We start from the raw sequence: 17,449 nt of genomic DNA on the forward strand, positions 1-17,449 counted from the left end.
ACCGCCCGCCGGCGGACGGGGCAGCCGTCACGAGGTCAGGCGCGGCGGAACGCCTCCGTCAGGGCGGTGCGCAGCACGGACTCGGGGTCGGGGCGGGGGCCCTCGGAGCGCCAGGCGACGAAGCCGTCCGGGCGGACCAGCACCGCACCCTCCTCCCCGATGCCGTGCAGCCCGCAGAAGTCGGGCGCGGGTCGCGCCGGACCCCCGGGCCCGGGTCGCGCCGACTCCGCCCGTTCCGCCTGTCCCGCCGAGTCCGCCTGTTCCGCCGGGGGCAGGACCTTCAGTTCGCGGCCGAGCCGGTAGCAGGCCAGCGGCACCCCGATCCTTTCGGCGGCCAGCCGCGCCGCGTCGTACCAGGCGCCGCCCGCCGGGCCGGTGAGCAGCACCGGCGTGCGCTCGTAGAGGTCGAGCGTGGAGATCCGCTCGCCGCCGCACCGCACCCACACGTGGGGGGCGCGGCCGCCGGGCACCGCGCGGGGGCTGAACTCGTCCGGTACGGCGGGCTGTCCGGGGTCGGCGCCGAGCACCGCGCCGCCCGGGTAGCGGTAGCCGAGCACCGCCGGCATCATCCCGGACCGCGGCCCGCCGGCGACCGGCGCAGCGTCGTATCCGGGGTGGCTGTGCTCGGCGGAGCGGGCCGACGCGCGGGCGGCGGTGGCCAGCGCGACCGGGCGCCGCTCGGCGTCGTAGCTGTCCACCAGGCCCGGCCCGGCCCACCCGGCGAGCACCGCGGCGAGCTTCCAGGCGAGGTTGTGGGCGTCCTGGATACCGGTGTTGGAGCCGAACGCGCCGGTCGGCGACATCTCGTGCGCGGAGTCCCCGGCGAGCAGCACCCGGCCGTGCCCGTACCGCTCGGCGACGCGTTCGGCGGCGTGCCAGGGTGCCTTCCCGGTGATCTCGACCTCCAGGTCGGGCACGCCGACGGCGGTGCGGATGAGGTGTGCGCAGCGCTCGTCGGTGAAGTCGTCGAGGGTCTCGCCGTCGTCGGGCCGCCAGGGCGCGTGGAAGACCCAGTCCTGGGCGTTGTCGACGGGCAGCAGCGCACCGGGGCTGTCGGGGTTGGTGAGGTAGCAGACGATGAAGCGGCGGTCGCCGACCGCGTCGGCCAGCCGCTTGGCGCGGAAGGTGATGCTGACGTTGTGGAAGAGGTCGCCCGGCCCGGTCATCTGGATGCCGAGGCGCTCGCGGACCGGGCTGCGCGGCCCGTCGGCGGCGATCAGGTAGTCCGCGCGGACGGTGCGCGAGGTGCCGGAGGCGCGGTCGGTGATCTCGGCGGTGACGCCGTCGGCGTCCTGCGCGAAGGACACCAGCTCGGTGCCGAAGCGGATGTCGCCGCCCAACTCGCGGGCGGCGGCGAGCAGTACGGGCTCCAGGTCGTTCTGGCTGCACAGGCACCAGCCGCTCGGGCTGATCCGGGACAGCGCGCCGCCGGGGTCGATCGTGCGGAACAGCCACTCCTGCTCGGCGCCGGTGAGGGTGTCGGCCTGGAGGATGCCGTGGTTGTCGGCGAGCACGGACGCGGCCGCGCGCACCCGGTCCTCGACGCCCGCGGCGCGCAGCAGCTCCATGGTGCGGACATTGTTGCCCCGGCCACGCGGGTGGTGCGAGGTGCGGGCATGCCGTTCGACGAGCAGGTGCGGCACGCCCAGGCGGCCGAGGAAGAGCGACGCGGACAGGCCGACGAGGGAGCCGCCCGCGATCAGGACGGGCACGCGGTCGTCGGTGTGCCCGTCGCGGCCGGGCGGCGGCGCGGGGTGCGGGGCGTTCGTCATGGGGGTCTCCCGGAGTGGGGGGGTGGGGTGGGGGCGCACGCGGCGGCGGGGCCGGGCCCGCGGCCAGGGGATGCTTCCCGGTGGTTCCCTTCCCTGCCGGGGCGCTCCGCGGGCCGGGCCGGGCCGTGCTTCACTCTGCCGCCTCACGTGCCGCGCACGATTCCCGCCCGGGCGTGAGCATCGGAACCAGGCGGCCCGGCCCCGCGCATACGGCAGAACGCATATGCGGCAGGCACCACCGCCCGCGGCGGCCCACCGCGCCCAGCGCCCTCGGCCGCGCCCCGCCAACAGCACATCCGACGGCACCACCGCCCCCCGAGGCACCGGCACCGCCGCCCCGCCCGGGCCCGGCCCACCGCCGTGCGCACCCGCCCCATCCGAGAGGAACGAACTCCCGTGACGACTCTGGACGACCGGCTCGCCCCGCCCCCTTCCGCCGCCGCCCCGCCCACCGCCCGGCTGCGCGTCGTACTGCTGCTGGACGTGCTCGACGGCAGGCAGGAGAACTTCCTGGCGGCGTACGAGCAGATACGGCACCAAGTGGCGGCCGTGCCCGGCCACATCAGCGACCAGCTGTGCCAGTCGCTCGGCAACTCCTCGCAGTGGCTGATCACCAGCGAGTGGGAGGGCAGCGAGCCGTTCCTGGAGTGGGTGGAGAGCGCCGCGCACCGCACGATGGTCGAGCCGCTGCACGGGTGCGTGCGGGACACCACGTCCCTGCGGTTCCTGGTCGCCCGGGAGACCCCGGAGCAGGGTGCCGCACAGCCGCGCGGTGCCGCGTCCGCCGGTCCGGGCGCCGTCCCCGTCACCGGCTCGGCCGCCGGTTCGGCCGCCCGCTCGTACACGGGCTCGGGCAGGCCGGCCGACGAGATCGACCCGCTGCCCGCGCCGCCGCTGTGCTCGAACGGGGTGGTGCGGCACGCGATCACCTTCACGGTGAAGCCGGGCAGCGAGGCCGAGGTGGCGAAGCTGCTGGCGGACTACCGCGCCCCGCAGCCCCAAGTGGACGACACCACGCGGCTGTTGCGCACCTCGCTGTTCATGTACGGCAACCGGGTGGTGCGCGCGGTCGAGGTGGCCGGCGACCTCGGCAACGCGCTGCGCCACGTGGCCGCGCAGCCGGAGATCCGGGCCGTGGAGCAGGCGATCAACCCCTACCTGGAGGAGGAGCGCGACCTCACCTCGCCCGCGTCGGCGCGCGCCTTCTTCGCCCGGGCGGCCCTGCCGGCCGCCTGCCACGAGACGGACCCGGCCCTCGCGTCCGGTGCCGGCAGCGGCGAGACCGGCGAGATCAGCGAGGGGGGCGGGCCACTGACCCGCCTTGCGTTCCTGTACCCCGTGCGGCCCGGCCGCGGCGCCGACGCCGCCCGGCTGCTGGGCGCCCTCGACGCCGAGGCCGCCGCAGACCCGGCGCACCCGCTGGCCGCGGCCACGGTCTTCCGGCGCGAGGACACCGTGGTGCGGGTGGTCGACGTGCGCGGGCTGCCCTCCGACGGCCCGGCCGCACCCGCCGCCGACGGCGACCCCGCCGCTGTGCTGCGCGAGCTGCTCGTGCCGGGCGGCCCGGCCGACCCCACCGGGCTCGGCCTCGGCGGCCACCCGATGACGCCGGTCACGGACCGGACCTCGCACTGACACCGGCCGCGGGGACCCGCGGGTCCCCGCGCACCGCAGCACCCGAAGCACGCGGAGCAGGCGAAGCGCGTGCGGTGCGTGCGGCACCACCCCCCAGCCACAGCCCCGGCCCCAGGAAGGGCCGGGCGATTTCGAAGGACATCGAGGAGCCGCCATGACGAACGACGTGCGCATCGTGCACCTGGACGACACCAGCCCCAACCGCCGGCGCGGCGGCGACCTGCGGGCCCTGATCACGCCCACCTCCTGCGGCGCGACCAGCGGCTTCATGGGCGTGGCGATCATGCAGCCCGGCGAGCGGATCGGCGAGCACTTCCACCCGTACTCCGAGGAGTTCGTCTACGTGCTCAGCGGGCAGCTGGAAGTGGACCTGGACGGCGTGAGCCACCCGCTGCGGCCGGAGCAGGGCCTGCTCATCCCGATCGACATGCGGCACCGCTTCCGCAACGTGGGCGACACCGAGGCCCGGATGGTCTTCCACCTCGGCCCGCTCGCGCCGCGCCCGGAGCTGGGCCACGTGGACACCGAGGAGGGCGAGGAGAACGGGTCCACCGGGCAGACCGGCCGCGAGCCGGCGGCGGAGGTGGCCGGAGAGGTCGACCTCGCGCCTCCCGACCCGGCGAAGGCACAGGCGTGAAGCGCCCCGGCGGGCCAGGCCCCGGCCCGGACGGGAGCCGGCGGGTCGCCATCACCGGCGTCGGGGTGGTCGCCCCCGGCGGGATCGGCGTACCGGCCTTCTGGGACCTGCTGACCGCCGGCCGGACGGCCACCCGCGGCATCAGCCTCTTCGACCCGGCCGGCTTCCGGTCCCGGATCGCCGCCGAGTGCGACTTCGACCCGCGCGCCGCAGGTCTCAGTGCCGCGCAGGCCGAACGCGCCGACCGCTACGCCCAGTTCGCGCTGGTCGCGGCGCGCGAGGCGATCGACGACAGCGGGCTCGACCTCGCCGCGCAGGACGCGTGGCGGGTCGGGGTGTGCCTGGGCTCCGCGGTCGGCGGCACCACCCGGCTGGAGCGCGACTACGTCAAGGTCAGTGCGTCCGGCAGCCGTTGGGACGTCTCCCCGGAGGCGGCCGGCGCGCACCTGCACCGGGCGTTCCAGCCCAGCGCGCTCGCCTCGGAAGTGGCCGAGGACATCGGCGCGCACGGCCCGGTGCACACCGTCTCCACCGGCTGCACCTCCGGCCTGGACGCGGTCGGCCACGCCTTCCACGCCGTGCAGGAGGGCCGCGCCGACGTGGTGGTGGCCGGGGCGGCGGACTCGCCGATCTCGCCCATCACGGTGGCCTGCTTCGACGCGATCAAGGCCACCTCGACCCGCAACGACGACCCGGCGCACGCCTCCCGCCCGTTCGACGCCGACCGGGACGGCTTCGTGCTCGGCGAGGGCTCGGCGGTGCTGGTGCTGGAGGAGTGGGAGCACGCGCGGGCGCGCGGCGCCCGGGTGCTGTGCGAGCTGCGCGGCTTCGCGACGTTCGGCAACGCCTACCACATGACCGGGCTGACCACCGAGGGCCGGGAGATGTCCCACGCCATCGACCGGGCCCTGGCCGACGCGCGGATCGACCGCACCGCGGTGGACTACGTCAACGCGCACGGCTCCGGCACCAAGCAGAACGACCGGCACGAGACCGCCGCGGTCAAGCGCTCGCTGGGCGAGCACGCCCGCACGGTGCCGATGAGCTCGATCAAGTCCATGGTCGGGCACTCGCTCGGCGCCATCGGCGCGATCGAACTCGCCGCGTGCGCACTGGCGTTGCAGCACGACGTGGTGCCGCCGACCGCCAACTACGAGACCCCCGACCCGGAGTGCGACCTCGACTACGTGCCGTGTACCGCGCGGCAGGTCCGGCTGAGGTCGGTGCTGTCGGTCGGCAGCGGTTTCGGCGGCTTCCAGTCCGCGGTGGTCCTCGCCCACGCCGAGAGGAGTGCGTCATGAGCGGGTCCGGCAGCGCAGAGCGGACCGCGGTGGTCACCGGGCTCGGCGTGGTCGCGCCGAACGGCGTCGGCAGCGAGGCGTTCTGGAAGGCGGTCCAGCAGGGGACCTCGGTGCTCGGCCCGGTCCGCCGGGAGGGCTGCGAGCAGCTGCCGCTGAAGGTCGCAGGGCAGGTCCAGGGCGGCCCGGACGGCTTCGACCCGGGCGGGCTGGTCGAGGAGCGCTTCCTCGTGCAGACCGACCGGTTCAGCCACCTGGCCATGGCCGCCGCCGAACTCGCCCTGGCCGACGCGCACCTGGCGGCCGACCCGGACGACCCGTACGCGATCGGCGTGGTCACCGCGGCCGGCTCCGGCGGCGGCGAGTTCGGCCAGCGCGAGTTGCAGCAACTGTGGGGCAGCGGACCGCAGTTCGTCGGCCCCTACCAGTCCATCGCCTGGTTCTACGCGGCCAGCACCGGCCAGATCTCGATCCGCGGCGGGTTCCGCGGGCCGTGCGGGGTGCTCGCCGACGACGAGGCGGGCGGCCTGGACGCCTTCGCGCACGCGGCCCGGACCATCCGGCGCGGCACCGACGCGATGGTCACCGGCGCCACCGAGGCGCCGCTCGCGCCGTACTCCGTGGTGTGCCAGCTCGGCTACGGCGAGCTGAGCCTGGCCGGCGACCCGCGCCGCGCCTACCTGCCGTTCACCGACGACGCCCGCGGCTACTCCCCCGCCGAGGGCGGCGCGATGTTCGTGGTCGAGGAGGAGGCGGCGGCCCGGCGGCGCGGGGCGCGGGTGCGGGCGGTGGTCGCCGGGCACGCGGCGACCTTCACCGGCACCCGCTCCTGGCGGGACTCCCGGGAGGGACTGGCCCGCGCCGCCCGCGGCGCCCTCGCGGCGGCCGGCTGCGCCCCCGCGGACGTGGACGTGGTCTTCGCCGACGCGCTGGGCGTGCCCGCGGCCGACCAGGCCGAGGCGCTGGCCATCGCCGACGCGCTCGGGCCGCGCGCGGCGACCGTGCCCGTCACCGCCCCCAAGACCGGCTTCGGCCGCGCCTACTCCGCCGCCTCGGCACTGGACGCCGCGGCGGCGGTACTCGCCCTCGAACACGGCGTGGTGCCCCCCACCCCGAACGTGGCCGAGGTGCGGCACGACCTCGACGTGGTCACCGGCGAGGCACGTGTCATCCCGCTGCGCACCGCCCTGGTGCTCAGCCGCGGGCTGATGGGGTGCAACGCGGCGATGGTGCTGCGCGCGCCCGATCCGGCCCGCTCCCCCCACTGAACCCGATCCCCACCGAATCCCCCCACCGAAGGAGCACCCCCATGGACGAGCAGCAGACGGACCCGCGGCGGAAGACGACCGCGGACGGCCCCGTCACCTTCGACGAGCTGGCCGATCTGATGAGAAACCGGGCCGGGCTCGCGGTCGAGCCGCACCAGCTGGCGGCCGACCCGGCCACGACGTTCGAGGAGTTCAACCTCGACTCCCTCGGGCTGCTCGGCATCGTCGCCGAGCTGGAGAAGCGCTACGGGCGCCGGATCGGCGACGACGCCGAGACGTGCAAGACCCCGCACGTGTTCCTGGCCACCGTCAACTCCCAGCTGAAGGCGGCCGCGGCCTGACCGCACCCGTCCGCCGCACCGCACGCGGGCGCCGCACCGGAACACCGGCGCCCGCGCCGTACGCACGCACGCACGCACGCACCAGACAAGGAGCGCAGCTCATGGCAGCATCGACCGCAGGCCACACCGAGAACTCCATCACCATCGCCGCCCCGGTGGACCTCACCTGGGAGCTCACCAACGACCTGGAGAGCTGGCCGCAGCTGTTCAGCGAGTACGCCGCGGTGGAGGTCATGGAGCGCGACGGCGACCGGGTCACCTTCCGGCTCACCATGCACCCCGACGAGAACGGCACCGTGTGGAGCTGGGTCTCCGAGCGGGTGATGGACCGCCGCAACCTGACGGTGCGCGCCCGGCGGGTGGAGACCGGCCCGTTCGCGCACATGGACATCCGCTGGGAGTACGCCGAGGTGCCCGGCGGCACCTCGATGCGGTGGGTGCAGGACTTCGCGATGAAGCCGACCGCGCCGGTCGACGACGCGGAGATGACCGACCGGATCAACCGCAACTCCGTGATCCAGATGGAGCGCATCCGCGAGCGCGTCGAGAAGCGGGCCGCCGAACGCGGGCTGACCGCGATGCCGCCGCGCACCGCGGAAAGGGCGTGAGGGCGATGCACCGCAGCCTGATCGTGGCCCGGATGAAGCCGGACGCCGCGGCCGCCGTCGCCGAGGAGTTCGCCGCGTCCGACCGGGGTGAGCTGCCCGGGCTGATCGGGGTGACCGGGCGCAGCCTGTTCCGCTTCCACGACGACCTCTACCTGCACCTGATCGAGGCCGAGCGGCCGCCGGGGCCGGAGGTCGCCCAGCACGCGCGGCACCCGGAGTTCCGCCGCATCAGCGAGGCACTCGCGCCGTACGTCTCGGCGTACGACCCGGTGACCTGGCGCGAGCCCAAGGACGCGATGGCCCAGGAGTTCTACCGCTGGGACCGCGCGTAGGCGCTCGGCGGGCAGTGACGGCACCGCGAAAGCGGGTGGTCCCGGAAGGTACGGGGCCACCCGCTTCGCGGTGAAGGGGACGTCCTGGGGTCAGGGCACCCGCGACTCGAAGGCGTGCAGGTGGGGGTTGATCGGGCGGACGGCCTCGACCGGCAGCCCCGCCTCCTCCATCAGGGCGGTCATGCTCGCCCGGGTGTGCTTGGCGCCGCCGACGTTGAGCAGCAGGAGCAGGTCCATCGCGGTGGTGAACCGCATGGAGGGGCTGTCGTCGACGAGGTTCTCGATCACCAGCACCCGGGCGCCGGGTTCGGCGGCGACGATGACGTTGCGCAGGGTGGAGCGGGTGCTGGCGTCGTCCCACTCGAGGATGTTCTTCAGGACGTACAGGTCGGCGCGGACCGGGATCGCGGTGCGGCAGTCGCCGGGGACCAGCCGCACCCGGTCGGCGAGCGCGCCGCCTTCCCGCAGCCGCGGGTCGGCGTGGGCGACGACGTCGGGCAGGTCCAGCAGGGTGCCGTGCAGCCCGGGCGCCTTCTCCAGCAGCCCGGCGAGCGCCAGCCCCTGGCCGCCGCCGATGTCGACGACGGAGCGGACCCCGGTCAGGTCCACGTACGCGGCCAGGTCGCGGGCCGCCTGGCGGCTGGAGGAGGTCATCGCGCGGTCGAAGACGCGGGCGGAGTCGGCGGCGTCGGTGTGCAGGTACTCGAAGAAGCTCTTGCCGTACAGGTCGGCGAAGACGTCCCGGCCGGAGCGGACGGCATCGTCCAGCCGCGGCCAGGCGTCCCAGGTCCAGGGCTCGGTGCACCACAGCGCGATGTGGTGCAGGCTGCCGGGGGTGTCCTCGCGCAGCAGCCGGGACATGCCGGTGTGCGTGAAGCGGCCGTCGGCGGCTTCGGCGAAGACCCCGTAGCAGGCGAGGGCGCGCAGCAGCCGGCGCAGCGGTTCGGGTGCCACGTCGAGGTGCTCGGCCAATTCCTCGGCGGTGGCGGGGGTTTCGCCGAGCGCGTCGGGAAGTCCCAGGCGGGCGGCGGCGCGTACGGAGGCGGCGCAGGCGGCGCCGAAGACGATCTCGCGCAGCCGCATCGCCGCGGCGCCGTCGTCGGTGCCGTCGTCCTTGCCGGGGCCGGTCGCGGTGTCGGCTTGGGTGTCGTTTCCGAACGGGGTGGTGTTCAGGGGGGGTTGGGCCTCGGTGTCCGGTGTGGTCGTCATGGTGCCGCCCTTTCTCATGGCGTCATGGCGGTGGGGGGAGCGGTGGGGCGCGGTGGGGGGAGCGCCGGTGTGCGGCGGGTGCCGTCAGCAGCGGCCGACGGGCAGGGAGACCTGGCAGGTGTTCGCGGTGAAGGTGTTGCCGGTGCCGTGGTCGCGGTCGGCGAGGTCGGCGGGGCCGTTGCGCAGCACCGTGTTGTTCCGCACCGTGTTGCCGGAGTCGGGTTTGCCGGTGAAGCTCGGGAAGAGCACGACGCCCCCGGACAGCGGCGAGTCGCCGACGTTGCCGTTGATCTCGTTGCCGTCGAGCACCGTGTTCTCCACGCCGGTCAGCACCACGCCCGCGCCCTGGACGTAGGGCAGGCGGGCGGTGGCCGGGCAGTAGGCGTTGTTCGCGTCCACGGTGTTGCCGGTGAGCGTCATCTCGCCCGCGCGCGGGGTGTTCTCGTCGCCGACGAGGAAGACGCCCGCGCAGTTGCCGTTCATGGTGTTGCCGTCCACGGTGACGTCGCGCAGCCGGCGGACGACCAGGCCCATGTGGTTGCCGGTGAGGCGGTTGCCGCGGATCTCGGTGCCCTGGGTGTCGGTGGCGCCGCCCTCCTCGGAGACGGTGTTCGCCACGAACAGGCCGGCCTCGCCGTTGCCGCTCGCCTCGTTGCCGGTGAAGCGCGAGCGGACCGACTTCTCCTGGCCGATGCCGTACTGGCCGTTGCGGTCGGCCCGGACGTGGTCGACGGTGAGGCGGTCGGCGGCGGTGGCCCACAGGCCGTACTTGGCGAAACCGGTGACCGCCAGGGACTCCACCCGCACACCGGACGCGCCGGTGACGCACAGGCCGTCGCCGGCCGCGGCGCACGCGGCGGCGCCCGTCTGGGCACCCGCGGTCGCCGGCTGGTCGGCGCCGGCCGCGCTGTGCGGGTCGGTGCCCGCGGTGGGCGGGGCCAGGACGGTGCTGCCCGCGCCGGTGCCGCGCAGCGTCAGGTCCGGCGTGCCGATCCGCACGCTGCCGCGGTAGGTGCCCGGCAGCACCAGCACGGTGTCGCCCGGCGCGGCCGCGTCCACCGCCGCCTGGATGGACTCCCCCGGGTGCACCACCCGCACCGCCGCCGCCCGCGCGGGCGCTCCCGCGGCGCCCATCGCGGCCACCGCCGCGGCCGTCACCGTCGCTCCCGCGATCACACGCTTCACCATCGCCCGACCCGCTTCCCTACGGCCCCCCACCGGGGGCATGGACGTGAAAAACGGCGGCTCGGGCCGCCGTTTCGACGCTAGGGACGGCCCCGGCGCCCCGCCACTCACGGGGCGTCACTGGGGTGACGCGCCAAGCCGGGCGTACGGCGACGGTGGTACGGCGGTGGGGGGCGCGGTGCTCAGGTACGGCGGTGGGTGGGGCGCGGCGCCGGGGCGGGCAGGGTGCGGGCCAGGCGGATACGGACCTCGGTGCCGCCGAGCACGCTGCGGCCGACGGCCAGGTCCCCGCCGGTGGACTCCGCCACGCGGCGCACGATGTCCAGGCCGAGGCCGGTGGAGCCGGGCCCGCCCGCGCCGTGGCCGCGGCGCAGCGCGGCGTCGGGGTCGGCGACGCCCGGCCCGGCGTCGGAGACCAGCAGGATCACGGCGCCGTCGAACTCGTGGACGTCGACGGCGAAGGCGGTGCCCTCCGGGGTGTGCCGGAAGACGTTGCCGAGCATCGCGTCGAGCGCGGCGGCGAGGTCGGCGCGGGCGACCGGCACCCGTACCGGGCGGTCGGCGCCCGCGGTGCGCACCTCGCGGTTCTCGTCCTCCGCGAGCGCCGACCAGAACGCCATCCGCTCGCGCACCACCTCGGCCGCGTCGCACCCGGCGGGCACCGCGGGTGCGGTGCGCTGGCCGCGGGCGGCCCGGATGATCTGGTCCACCTCGCGTTCGAGTTGGGCGACGGCCGCGCGGGTGTGCTCGGCGGCCGGAGTGCCGCCCAGCGAGGCGGTGTTGAGCCGCAGCACGGTCAGCGGGGTGCGCAGCCGGTGCGACAGGTCGGCGGCGAGTTCCCTTTCGTTGGCCAGGAGTTGGACGACCTGGTCGGCCATCGCGTTGAACGCGGCTGCCGCGGCGCGCAGTTCGTCCGGGCCGGCCTCCGGCACCCGCACCGCGAGGTCGCCCTCGCCGAGCCGGCGGGCGGCGCCGGCCAGCCGGACCGCGGGCCGGATCGTGCGGCTGCCGAGCCGGTCGGCGACCACCGCGGACCCCGCGACCAGGACCGCCCCGACACCCGCGAGCACCAGCCACGCGGTGGCCACGCCCCGGGTGACGTCGGCCTCGGGCACGAACACCTCGACCACCGCGATGGTGCCGGTGGAGACTGCGGTCGGCCGCAGCAGGGCGTACCCGCCGGGCACCCGTACGGTCGCGGCGGCGCCGTGCGCCGACGCCTCGGCCAGCGCGGCGCGCGAGGCTCGGTGCCGGCCGAGGTCCACCGCCGCGGTGTGCGCGGTGGCCGGGATGCGCAGCGCGATCCGGTTCTCGCCGCCGGCCTGGGCGGTGGCCACGGCCCGGGCGAGTTCGGCGCGGTCGGTGGTGATGGCCAGCGCGGGGGCCACCGCGGCGGCCTGGCGTTCGGCGTTGGTCAGCGCGCGGTCCCGGGCGAGTTCCCTCACCACGAGGCCGAGCGGCACCGCGAAGGCGAGCACCACCATCGCGGTGACGGCGAGCGAGACCCGTATCAGCGCCCATCTCATCGGCGGGCCGCCGTCCGCGCGCCGCTCACGCCGGGGGCTCCAGCTTGACCCCGACACCGCGCAGCGTGTGCAGGTAGCGGGGGCGGGCGGCGGTCTCGCCGAGTTTGCGGCGCAGCCACGACAGGTGCACGTCGATGGTCTGGTCGTCGCCGTAGGACTGGCGCCAGACCTCGGCGAGCAGTTCGCGGCGCGGCACCACCACGCCCGGGCGGGCGGCGAGGAAGGCGAGCAGGTCGAACTCCCGGCGGGTCAGGTCGAGTTGGTGGCCGTCGAGGACGGCGAGGCGGCGGCGGGCGTCGATCTCCAGGCCGCCGACGCGGATGCGTTCGTCCGCGGGCGGCGCGCCGGTGCCGCCGCCGCGGGCCCGGCGCAGCACCGCGGCCAGCCGCGCCGACAGGTGCTCGACGGAGAACGGCTTGACCAGGTAGTCGTCCGCGCCGGCGTTCAGCAGCCGGACGATCTCGGTCTCGTCGTCGCGCGCGGTCGCCACGATCACGGGGACGTCGCTCAGGCCGCGCAGCATCTTCAGCGCCTCGGAGCCGTCCAGGTCCGGCAGACCCAGGTCCAGGATGACCACGTCGAAGCCGAACTGGGCGACCTCGCGGAGCGCTTCCAGCGCGGTGCCGACGCTGCGTACGGTGTGCCCGGCGTCGGCGAGGTGCCGGATGAGGGCGGACCGCACGAAGTGGTCGTCTTCGACGACGAGGACTGTTGGCATGACCCGAACCTAATCGCTCCGCGGGTGGAGCCGTGTGTGGTGTGCCCGGGTGGGCCGGTCTGCGCTCAATCGCCGCGCGGGCTTGAGGGCTTGTGCGGGGCCTTCGCTTGTCTGCGCTCAAACGCCGCGCGGGCTTGAGGGTTGCGAGCCAAGGGGTTGTGCGGGCTTGGGGGTTGTGCGGCTAGTGGTCCTCGTAGGTTTGGACCGTTGGGGGGTGGGCGTTCCAGGTGGCGAGGAGGGTGGCGGCGGTGGTGCCGGAGGCGGAGGTGAAGGTGACGCGGAGCCAGCCGGGTTGGTCGGTCCAGAGCTGCATGGTCCAGGTGGGGTTGGGGGTGGCGGAGACGAGGGAGGCGGAGGTGGTGGTGAGGGAGAGGACGACCTGGCCGCCGGAGAGGGTGTAGCTGTGGACGGTGCCGGGGTTGGTGGGGGTGGGCGTGGGGGTCGGGGTCGGGGTGGAGGAGCGGGTGGGGGTGGGGCGGGGGCGGGTGGTGGGGGAAGTGGGGGGCGCGGTGGAGGGTTTGGGGCGGTGGACGGCGGTGGAGATGCCCGGGGGCGAGCCGGTGGCGGCGGGTTGCAGGGGCAGCGCGCGCGGCGGACCGTAGGCGGTGCTGCGCAGCACGGAGCGCACGCCGAACCAGGACACGGCCACCGCCATGCTGGTCGCCACTGCCCAGACACCGAGGTGGAGCACCGCCCTGCGCACGGCCCCCATCCTGCCCTGCCCAGGCGGATCAGTCGAAGACGTGTGCGGGCGGGGGCGGGGAGGAGTCGGCGGTGGCGTCGGTGACGACGGGGGCGCCGGCGGTGAAGTCGGCGAGCGCCGGGCCGTGTTCGAGCCGGCCGGGGTGCGGGTCGGTGGCGATGCGGCGGGTGAGTTCGGCGAGCGGGAGCGGGCGGGCGGCGGCGACGAGCAGGAGGTTGCCGAAGCGGCGGCCGCGCAGTACCGCGGGGTCGGCGGCGAGGGCGGTGTCGGTGAAGGCGGCCCGGGCGGTGGCGACTTGGCCGCGGACGAAGGCGAGCGGGCCGCCGTCGGTGAGGTTGGCGGCGTAGATGCCGGCCGGGTCGAGGGCACGGCGTACGTCGGCGAGGAACTCGGCGCTGGTCAGGTGCGCGGGGGTGCGGGCGGCGGCGAAGACGTCGGCGATGACGAGGTCGGCCCAGCCGTCGGGGACCTTCGCCAGGCCCTCGCGGGCGTCGGCGCCGCGGACCTTGATCCGCCAGGTGCGGTCCCAGGGCAGTTCGGTGCGGACCAGTTCGGTCAGGGCGGTGTCGATCTCGACGACCTGCTGGGTGGAGCGCGGCCGGGTGTGCGCGGTGTAGCGCGCGAGGGTGAGGGCGCCGCCGCCGAGGTGGACCACCCGCAGCGGGCGGCCGGGCGGCGCGGCGAGGTCGACGACATGGCCCAGCCGGCGCTGGTAGGCGAAGTCGAGGCGGGCCGGGTCGGCGAGGTCGACATGGGACTGGGGGGCGCCGCCCACCAGGAGGGTCCAGGACTGCGGCCGTTCGCGGTCCGGGCGCAGCTCGGCGAGGCCGCCGCCCACGGGGACGGTGCGGGAAGCGGCAGTGCTGTGCCGTTGACGTGCCATGGTCCGATTATCGACCGGCGGCGCCGGTGCCCCCGCACCCCGGCGCCCGCGCCTGCGCGCGGCTGATCAGGACACCGCCGGCGGCTGGGCGAACCCGTCGACCAGCTCGATGGTCCGCGCGGCCGCGCCCAGCGCCTGCCGCAGCTGCGCCGGGTCCGTCACCGCCCCGTCGGTCCGCGGCGGGACCAGCCAGCCGCCGCCGCAGGGCGTGGAACCGCCGCCCCTGCGGTGGCACTGGCTGCCGGGCAGGTCCCAGCCGTCCGCGGTGCCCAGCGGCACCAGGAACGCCAGGCTGTCCGCCGCGTGGTCGTGGAAGACCGGTCCCACCCCGGTGCTCAGCCGGAGCAGGTCCACGGCCTCCAGGCCCTGCCGGAACGGCACGGTCACCACGTCCCGCGCCGCCGGCACGACCACTTCCGGGCTGTGGCCCGCAGCATTTCTCTTCTCCACGGCAACCTCCCTCCGAAGGGGGCCGAGGTGATCGGCTCCCACTTCGTACAACGGCGTCCGTACCCGTCCGGGGCCCGCGCCAGGGGTGGCGTTCCCTGGCGAATCACGGCGTGAACCCCCTGTTCGGGGGTGAAGGAGGGGTGGCGGGGGCGGTGGGAGTGCGCCCGGGCGCACCGGCCGGCGTACTCCGGGAGGTGCGGAAGTCCGGATTCCGGCCCTACTCCAGGTGCGCGGTGTCGTTCCAGCGCTCCAGCGCCGGCGCGCCGTAGGCCCACCCCAGCACCGACAGCGACGCCGGCTCCAGGCGCAGCGCCGCCGCGAAGGCGGGGTCGAGGCCGAGCCAGCGCGCGCCCAGCACCCGCAGGAAGTGGCCGTGCGCGAAGACCACCACGTCGCGCGGCGCGGACCGGGCCCACCCGATCACCTCGTCGGCGCGCTCGGCGACCGCCGCCAGCGTCTCGCCGCCGGGCACGCCGTCCCGCCATATGTGGAAGCCGGGCCGCCGCTCCTGGAGCTGCGCGGGCGTCAGGCCCTCGTACCGGCCGTAGTCCCACTCGACGAGCGGGTCCCACTCCTTGGCCCGGCCGAAGCCGGCGAGTTCCGCGGTGGCGGAGGCGCGGACCAGCGGCGAGGTGCGCACCTCGGCGTCGGGCAGGCCGGACCAGGGGGCGCGGGCCAGCCGCTCGCCGAGCAGCCGTGCCGTACGCCGTCCCTCGTCGGTCAGCGGGATGTCGGTACGGCCGGTGTGCCGCCCGGTGCGGGACCACTCCGTCTGCCCGTGCCGGACCAGGAGGACACGCGGCGCCAGCACTGCCATACCGAAGGACCTTTCGCGGACCGGCCGAAAACGCCTCCATCATCACCCACCGCCCGCGGGCGCCCTTCACCGCCCTGAGCACCGGCTGCCCGGCACCTGCGCGCCGGCCGCTCAGCGCTCGGCGAGCAGCCCGCCCAGCAGCCGGTCCAGGCCCCATTCGTACTGGCCCCCAGCGTCGTCCTGCGCGCACAGCAGCTCGGGGACGAGGGCGACCAGCGCCGGGTAGCGCTCGGGCTGGAGCGCGTCCAGCTTGGTCCGGGCCCGCTCCCGCGCCCCCTCCTCGCACTTCGCGCGGGTGCGGCGGATGCTCCACACCGCCGAGCCCACGGTGTACTGCATGAGCGCCACGTGCGCGCGGACCGCGTCCTGCCCGGACAGCCCGCACGCCCGCAGCAGGGCCAGCATCCGGTCGATGACCGCGAGCGCGTCGTCACCGCGGGTGGGGCGGGTGGTGAGCAGTTGCAGCGCGGAGGGGTGGTCGGTGAAGAGCCGGTAGACCCCGAGGCAGACCTCGCGCAGCTCGCGGTCCGGGTGCGCGCCGCAGGTGCCCGGCAGCTCCACGGTGTCCAGCAGACGCTGGGCGACGGCGTCGCTGATCTCGTCCTTGCCGCGGAAGTGCGAGTAGATCGCCATCGGGGCGACACCCAGCTGTTCGGCGAGTGCACGCATGGTGAAAGCCTCGGCGCCGTCGCGATCGAGCAGAGCGATCGCCGCATCGAGGATACGATCCGGGTTGAGCGTGTTGCGGGGGGCGCGGCGCCGTGGGGTGCGCAGCGGCCGGGCCGACGGGGACACCGACATCGGGATCTCTGTTCTCGTCTCCTTCGTACCTCGTGCGGCAACCCGGGAGCGGTACCGGGCGTCCTTCGGAGCGTGCCCGCCCGGCATGTCCGGGCTGAACACCGTACGAACTCGGGGTATCTGCGAAACTTCGGGGGCGATGTGCGCCGCACTTACCGTACGGCGTACGGTTGAGCGTACGCCACCGACCAGACCGCCGGACCCGCGGCCAACGGAGAACCTGGAGAGACGTCCGGATGACGATCACTGCCGCTGCGCCGCGCGCCGCTGCCTACCGCGGCCGGCTGCGCTGGTGGACCGAACTGCCGCTCATCGCCGTGGTCTACGCGCTCTACTCCGGGGCGCGGCTGCTGGTCCGCGGTGACGTGAGCAGCGCGGTGCAGCACGGCGCGGACATCCTGCACTTCGAGCAGATCGTCCACCTCGACCCGGAGCACTGGTTCAACCGGCTCTTCACCGACCACGCCTTCCTCGGTGTGCCGGCCGACTTCATGTACGCGTCGCTGCACTACATCGTGACCCCCACGGTCCTGGTCTGGCTGTGGCGCCGCCGGCCCACCCACTACCGGATGGCCCGCACCTGGCTGATGCTGTCCACCCTGATCGGGCTGATCGGCTTCACCCTGCTGCCCACGGCCCCGCCGCGGCTGCTCACCGGCCACCACGGCTTCATCGACACCATGGCCCAGTACGGCTCCTACGGCTGGTGGGGCGGCGAGGCGAGCGCGCCGCGCGGCATGGGCGACCTCACCAACCAGTACGCGGCGATGCCGAGCCTGCACGTCGGCTGGTCGCTGTGGTGCGGGATCATGCTCTTCCGCTACGGGCGGCACTGGACGGTGCGCACCCTCGGCGTGCTCTACCCGCTGATGACCGCGCTCGTGGTGATGGGCACCGCCAACCACTACCTGATGGACGCCGCCGCGGGCGTCGCGGTGATGGGCGTCGGCTTCCTGCTGGCCCGGCCGGCGCTGCGGATGGTGGACGGGCTGCACGCGCGGATCGGCCTCACCCGGTCCGCCGCCGCCCCGGCCGCTTCAGTCTCCACGGCCGCTCCGGCCGCTTCGGCCCCGGAGGTCCCCGCCCCCGCCCCCGCCGCACACGGCGGCGCCCCGGCTCCGGGAGCCGGGCGGACCCCGGCGGCCAAGCCGTCCGTGCCGCGCCAGCTTCCGGCCGCCGCCGGCGGGACCGAGCAGGCCAGCGGCGAGCTGACCGGCGAGGACGACCGGACCGGCGAACCCGCCGGCCACAACTGACCGCGGGTCC

At 75.4% G+C, this 17,449-nt stretch carries 18 protein-coding genes; 8 read left to right on the forward strand and 10 right to left on the reverse strand.

The window, feature by feature from the left end:
* Window positions 1-35 precede the first annotated feature (35 nt).
* The gene (locus tag AC3ERT_RS17815) at window positions 36-1,772 is read right to left on the reverse strand and encodes an FAD-dependent oxidoreductase (protein WP_435175310.1); all 1,737 of its coding nucleotides are present in this window, start codon (window positions 1,770-1,772) and stop codon (window positions 36-38) included.
* Between the two features lie 396 nt (window positions 1,773-2,168).
* Here AC3ERT_RS17815 and AC3ERT_RS17820 point away from each other — a divergent pair, with 396 nt between their 5' ends.
* From AC3ERT_RS17820 to AC3ERT_RS17850, 7 genes are all read left to right on the forward strand, one after another.
* Entirely contained in the window at window positions 2,169-3,407 is a 1,239-nt protein-coding gene (locus AC3ERT_RS17820) for a SchA/CurD-like domain-containing protein (RefSeq protein WP_435175312.1), read from the forward strand.
* A gap of 154 nt (window positions 3,408-3,561) precedes the next feature.
* The gene (locus tag AC3ERT_RS17825; protein WP_435131958.1) at window positions 3,562-4,044 is read left to right on the forward strand and encodes a cupin domain-containing protein; all 483 of its coding nucleotides are present in this window, start codon (window positions 3,562-3,564) and stop codon (window positions 4,042-4,044) included.
* Window positions 4,041-5,345: a beta-ketoacyl-[acyl-carrier-protein] synthase family protein gene (locus tag AC3ERT_RS17830; RefSeq protein WP_435175314.1), complete on the forward strand. Its 1,305-nt coding sequence runs from the start codon at window positions 4,041-4,043 to the stop codon at window positions 5,343-5,345. Before AC3ERT_RS17825 ends, AC3ERT_RS17830 begins: the two co-directional genes overlap by 4 nt.
* Entirely contained in the window at window positions 5,342-6,610 is a 1,269-nt protein-coding gene (locus AC3ERT_RS17835; protein WP_435131952.1) for a beta-ketoacyl synthase N-terminal-like domain-containing protein, read from the forward strand. The genes AC3ERT_RS17830 and AC3ERT_RS17835 overlap by 4 nt, the downstream gene beginning before the upstream one ends.
* Before the next feature lie 41 nt (window positions 6,611-6,651).
* Complete coding sequence (locus AC3ERT_RS17840; RefSeq protein ID WP_335977866.1) at window positions 6,652-6,951, forward strand: acyl carrier protein; 300 nt, start codon at window positions 6,652-6,654, stop codon at window positions 6,949-6,951.
* Between the two features lie 101 nt (window positions 6,952-7,052).
* On the forward strand, window positions 7,053-7,559 hold the full coding sequence (locus AC3ERT_RS17845) for an SRPBCC family protein (RefSeq protein WP_435175316.1): 507 nt from the start codon (window positions 7,053-7,055) through the stop codon (window positions 7,557-7,559).
* Window positions 7,560-7,564: 5 nt separating this feature from the next.
* Window positions 7,565-7,891, forward strand: coding sequence for a TcmI family type II polyketide cyclase (locus AC3ERT_RS17850; protein WP_335977862.1), 327 nt, complete (start codon window positions 7,565-7,567; stop codon window positions 7,889-7,891).
* Window positions 7,892-7,981: 90 nt separating this feature from the next.
* Here the strand turns inward: AC3ERT_RS17850 and AC3ERT_RS17855 are convergent, their stop codons facing one another.
* The 9 genes from AC3ERT_RS17855 to AC3ERT_RS17895 form a co-directional block, all read right to left on the reverse strand.
* Window positions 7,982-9,100 carry a methyltransferase gene (locus AC3ERT_RS17855; protein ID WP_435175318.1) on the reverse strand — a complete coding sequence of 373 codons (1,119 nt, stop codon included), beginning with the start codon at window positions 9,098-9,100 and terminating at the stop codon, window positions 7,982-7,984.
* A gap of 84 nt (window positions 9,101-9,184) precedes the next feature.
* Entirely contained in the window at window positions 9,185-10,288 is a 1,104-nt protein-coding gene (locus tag AC3ERT_RS17860; protein WP_435175320.1) for a right-handed parallel beta-helix repeat-containing protein, read from the reverse strand.
* Between the two features lie 179 nt (window positions 10,289-10,467).
* Window positions 10,468-11,811: a sensor histidine kinase gene (locus tag AC3ERT_RS17865; RefSeq protein ID WP_335977858.1), complete on the reverse strand. Its 1,344-nt coding sequence runs from the start codon at window positions 11,809-11,811 to the stop codon at window positions 10,468-10,470.
* Window positions 11,812-11,836: 25 nt separating this feature from the next.
* The gene (locus tag AC3ERT_RS17870) at window positions 11,837-12,529 is read right to left on the reverse strand and encodes a response regulator transcription factor (RefSeq protein ID WP_335977856.1); all 693 of its coding nucleotides are present in this window, start codon (window positions 12,527-12,529) and stop codon (window positions 11,837-11,839) included.
* A gap of 181 nt (window positions 12,530-12,710) precedes the next feature.
* On the reverse strand, window positions 12,711-13,232 hold the full coding sequence (locus AC3ERT_RS17875) for a hypothetical protein (RefSeq protein ID WP_335977854.1): 522 nt from the start codon (window positions 13,230-13,232) through the stop codon (window positions 12,711-12,713).
* A gap of 28 nt (window positions 13,233-13,260) precedes the next feature.
* Window positions 13,261-14,115: a spermidine synthase gene (locus AC3ERT_RS17880; protein ID WP_435131940.1), complete on the reverse strand. Its 855-nt coding sequence runs from the start codon at window positions 14,113-14,115 to the stop codon at window positions 13,261-13,263.
* A 66-nt stretch (window positions 14,116-14,181) separates the two neighbouring features.
* On the reverse strand, window positions 14,182-14,565 hold the full coding sequence (locus AC3ERT_RS17885) for a hypothetical protein (protein ID WP_435131938.1): 384 nt from the start codon (window positions 14,563-14,565) through the stop codon (window positions 14,182-14,184).
* 217 nt (window positions 14,566-14,782) lie between these two features.
* The gene (locus tag AC3ERT_RS17890; RefSeq protein WP_435175409.1) at window positions 14,783-15,373 is read right to left on the reverse strand and encodes a histidine phosphatase family protein; all 591 of its coding nucleotides are present in this window, start codon (window positions 15,371-15,373) and stop codon (window positions 14,783-14,785) included.
* Window positions 15,374-15,493: 120 nt separating this feature from the next.
* Window positions 15,494-16,183: a TetR/AcrR family transcriptional regulator gene (locus tag AC3ERT_RS17895; protein WP_335977849.1), complete on the reverse strand. Its 690-nt coding sequence runs from the start codon at window positions 16,181-16,183 to the stop codon at window positions 15,494-15,496.
* Window positions 16,184-16,419: 236 nt separating this feature from the next.
* Here AC3ERT_RS17895 and AC3ERT_RS17900 point away from each other — a divergent pair, with 236 nt between their 5' ends.
* Window positions 16,420-17,439, forward strand: coding sequence for a phosphatase PAP2 family protein (locus tag AC3ERT_RS17900; protein ID WP_435175323.1), 1,020 nt, complete (start codon window positions 16,420-16,422; stop codon window positions 17,437-17,439).
* The last annotated feature ends 10 nt before the right edge of the window (window positions 17,440-17,449 follow it).

This window comes from Actinacidiphila sp. bgisy145 (genome assembly GCF_057708125.1).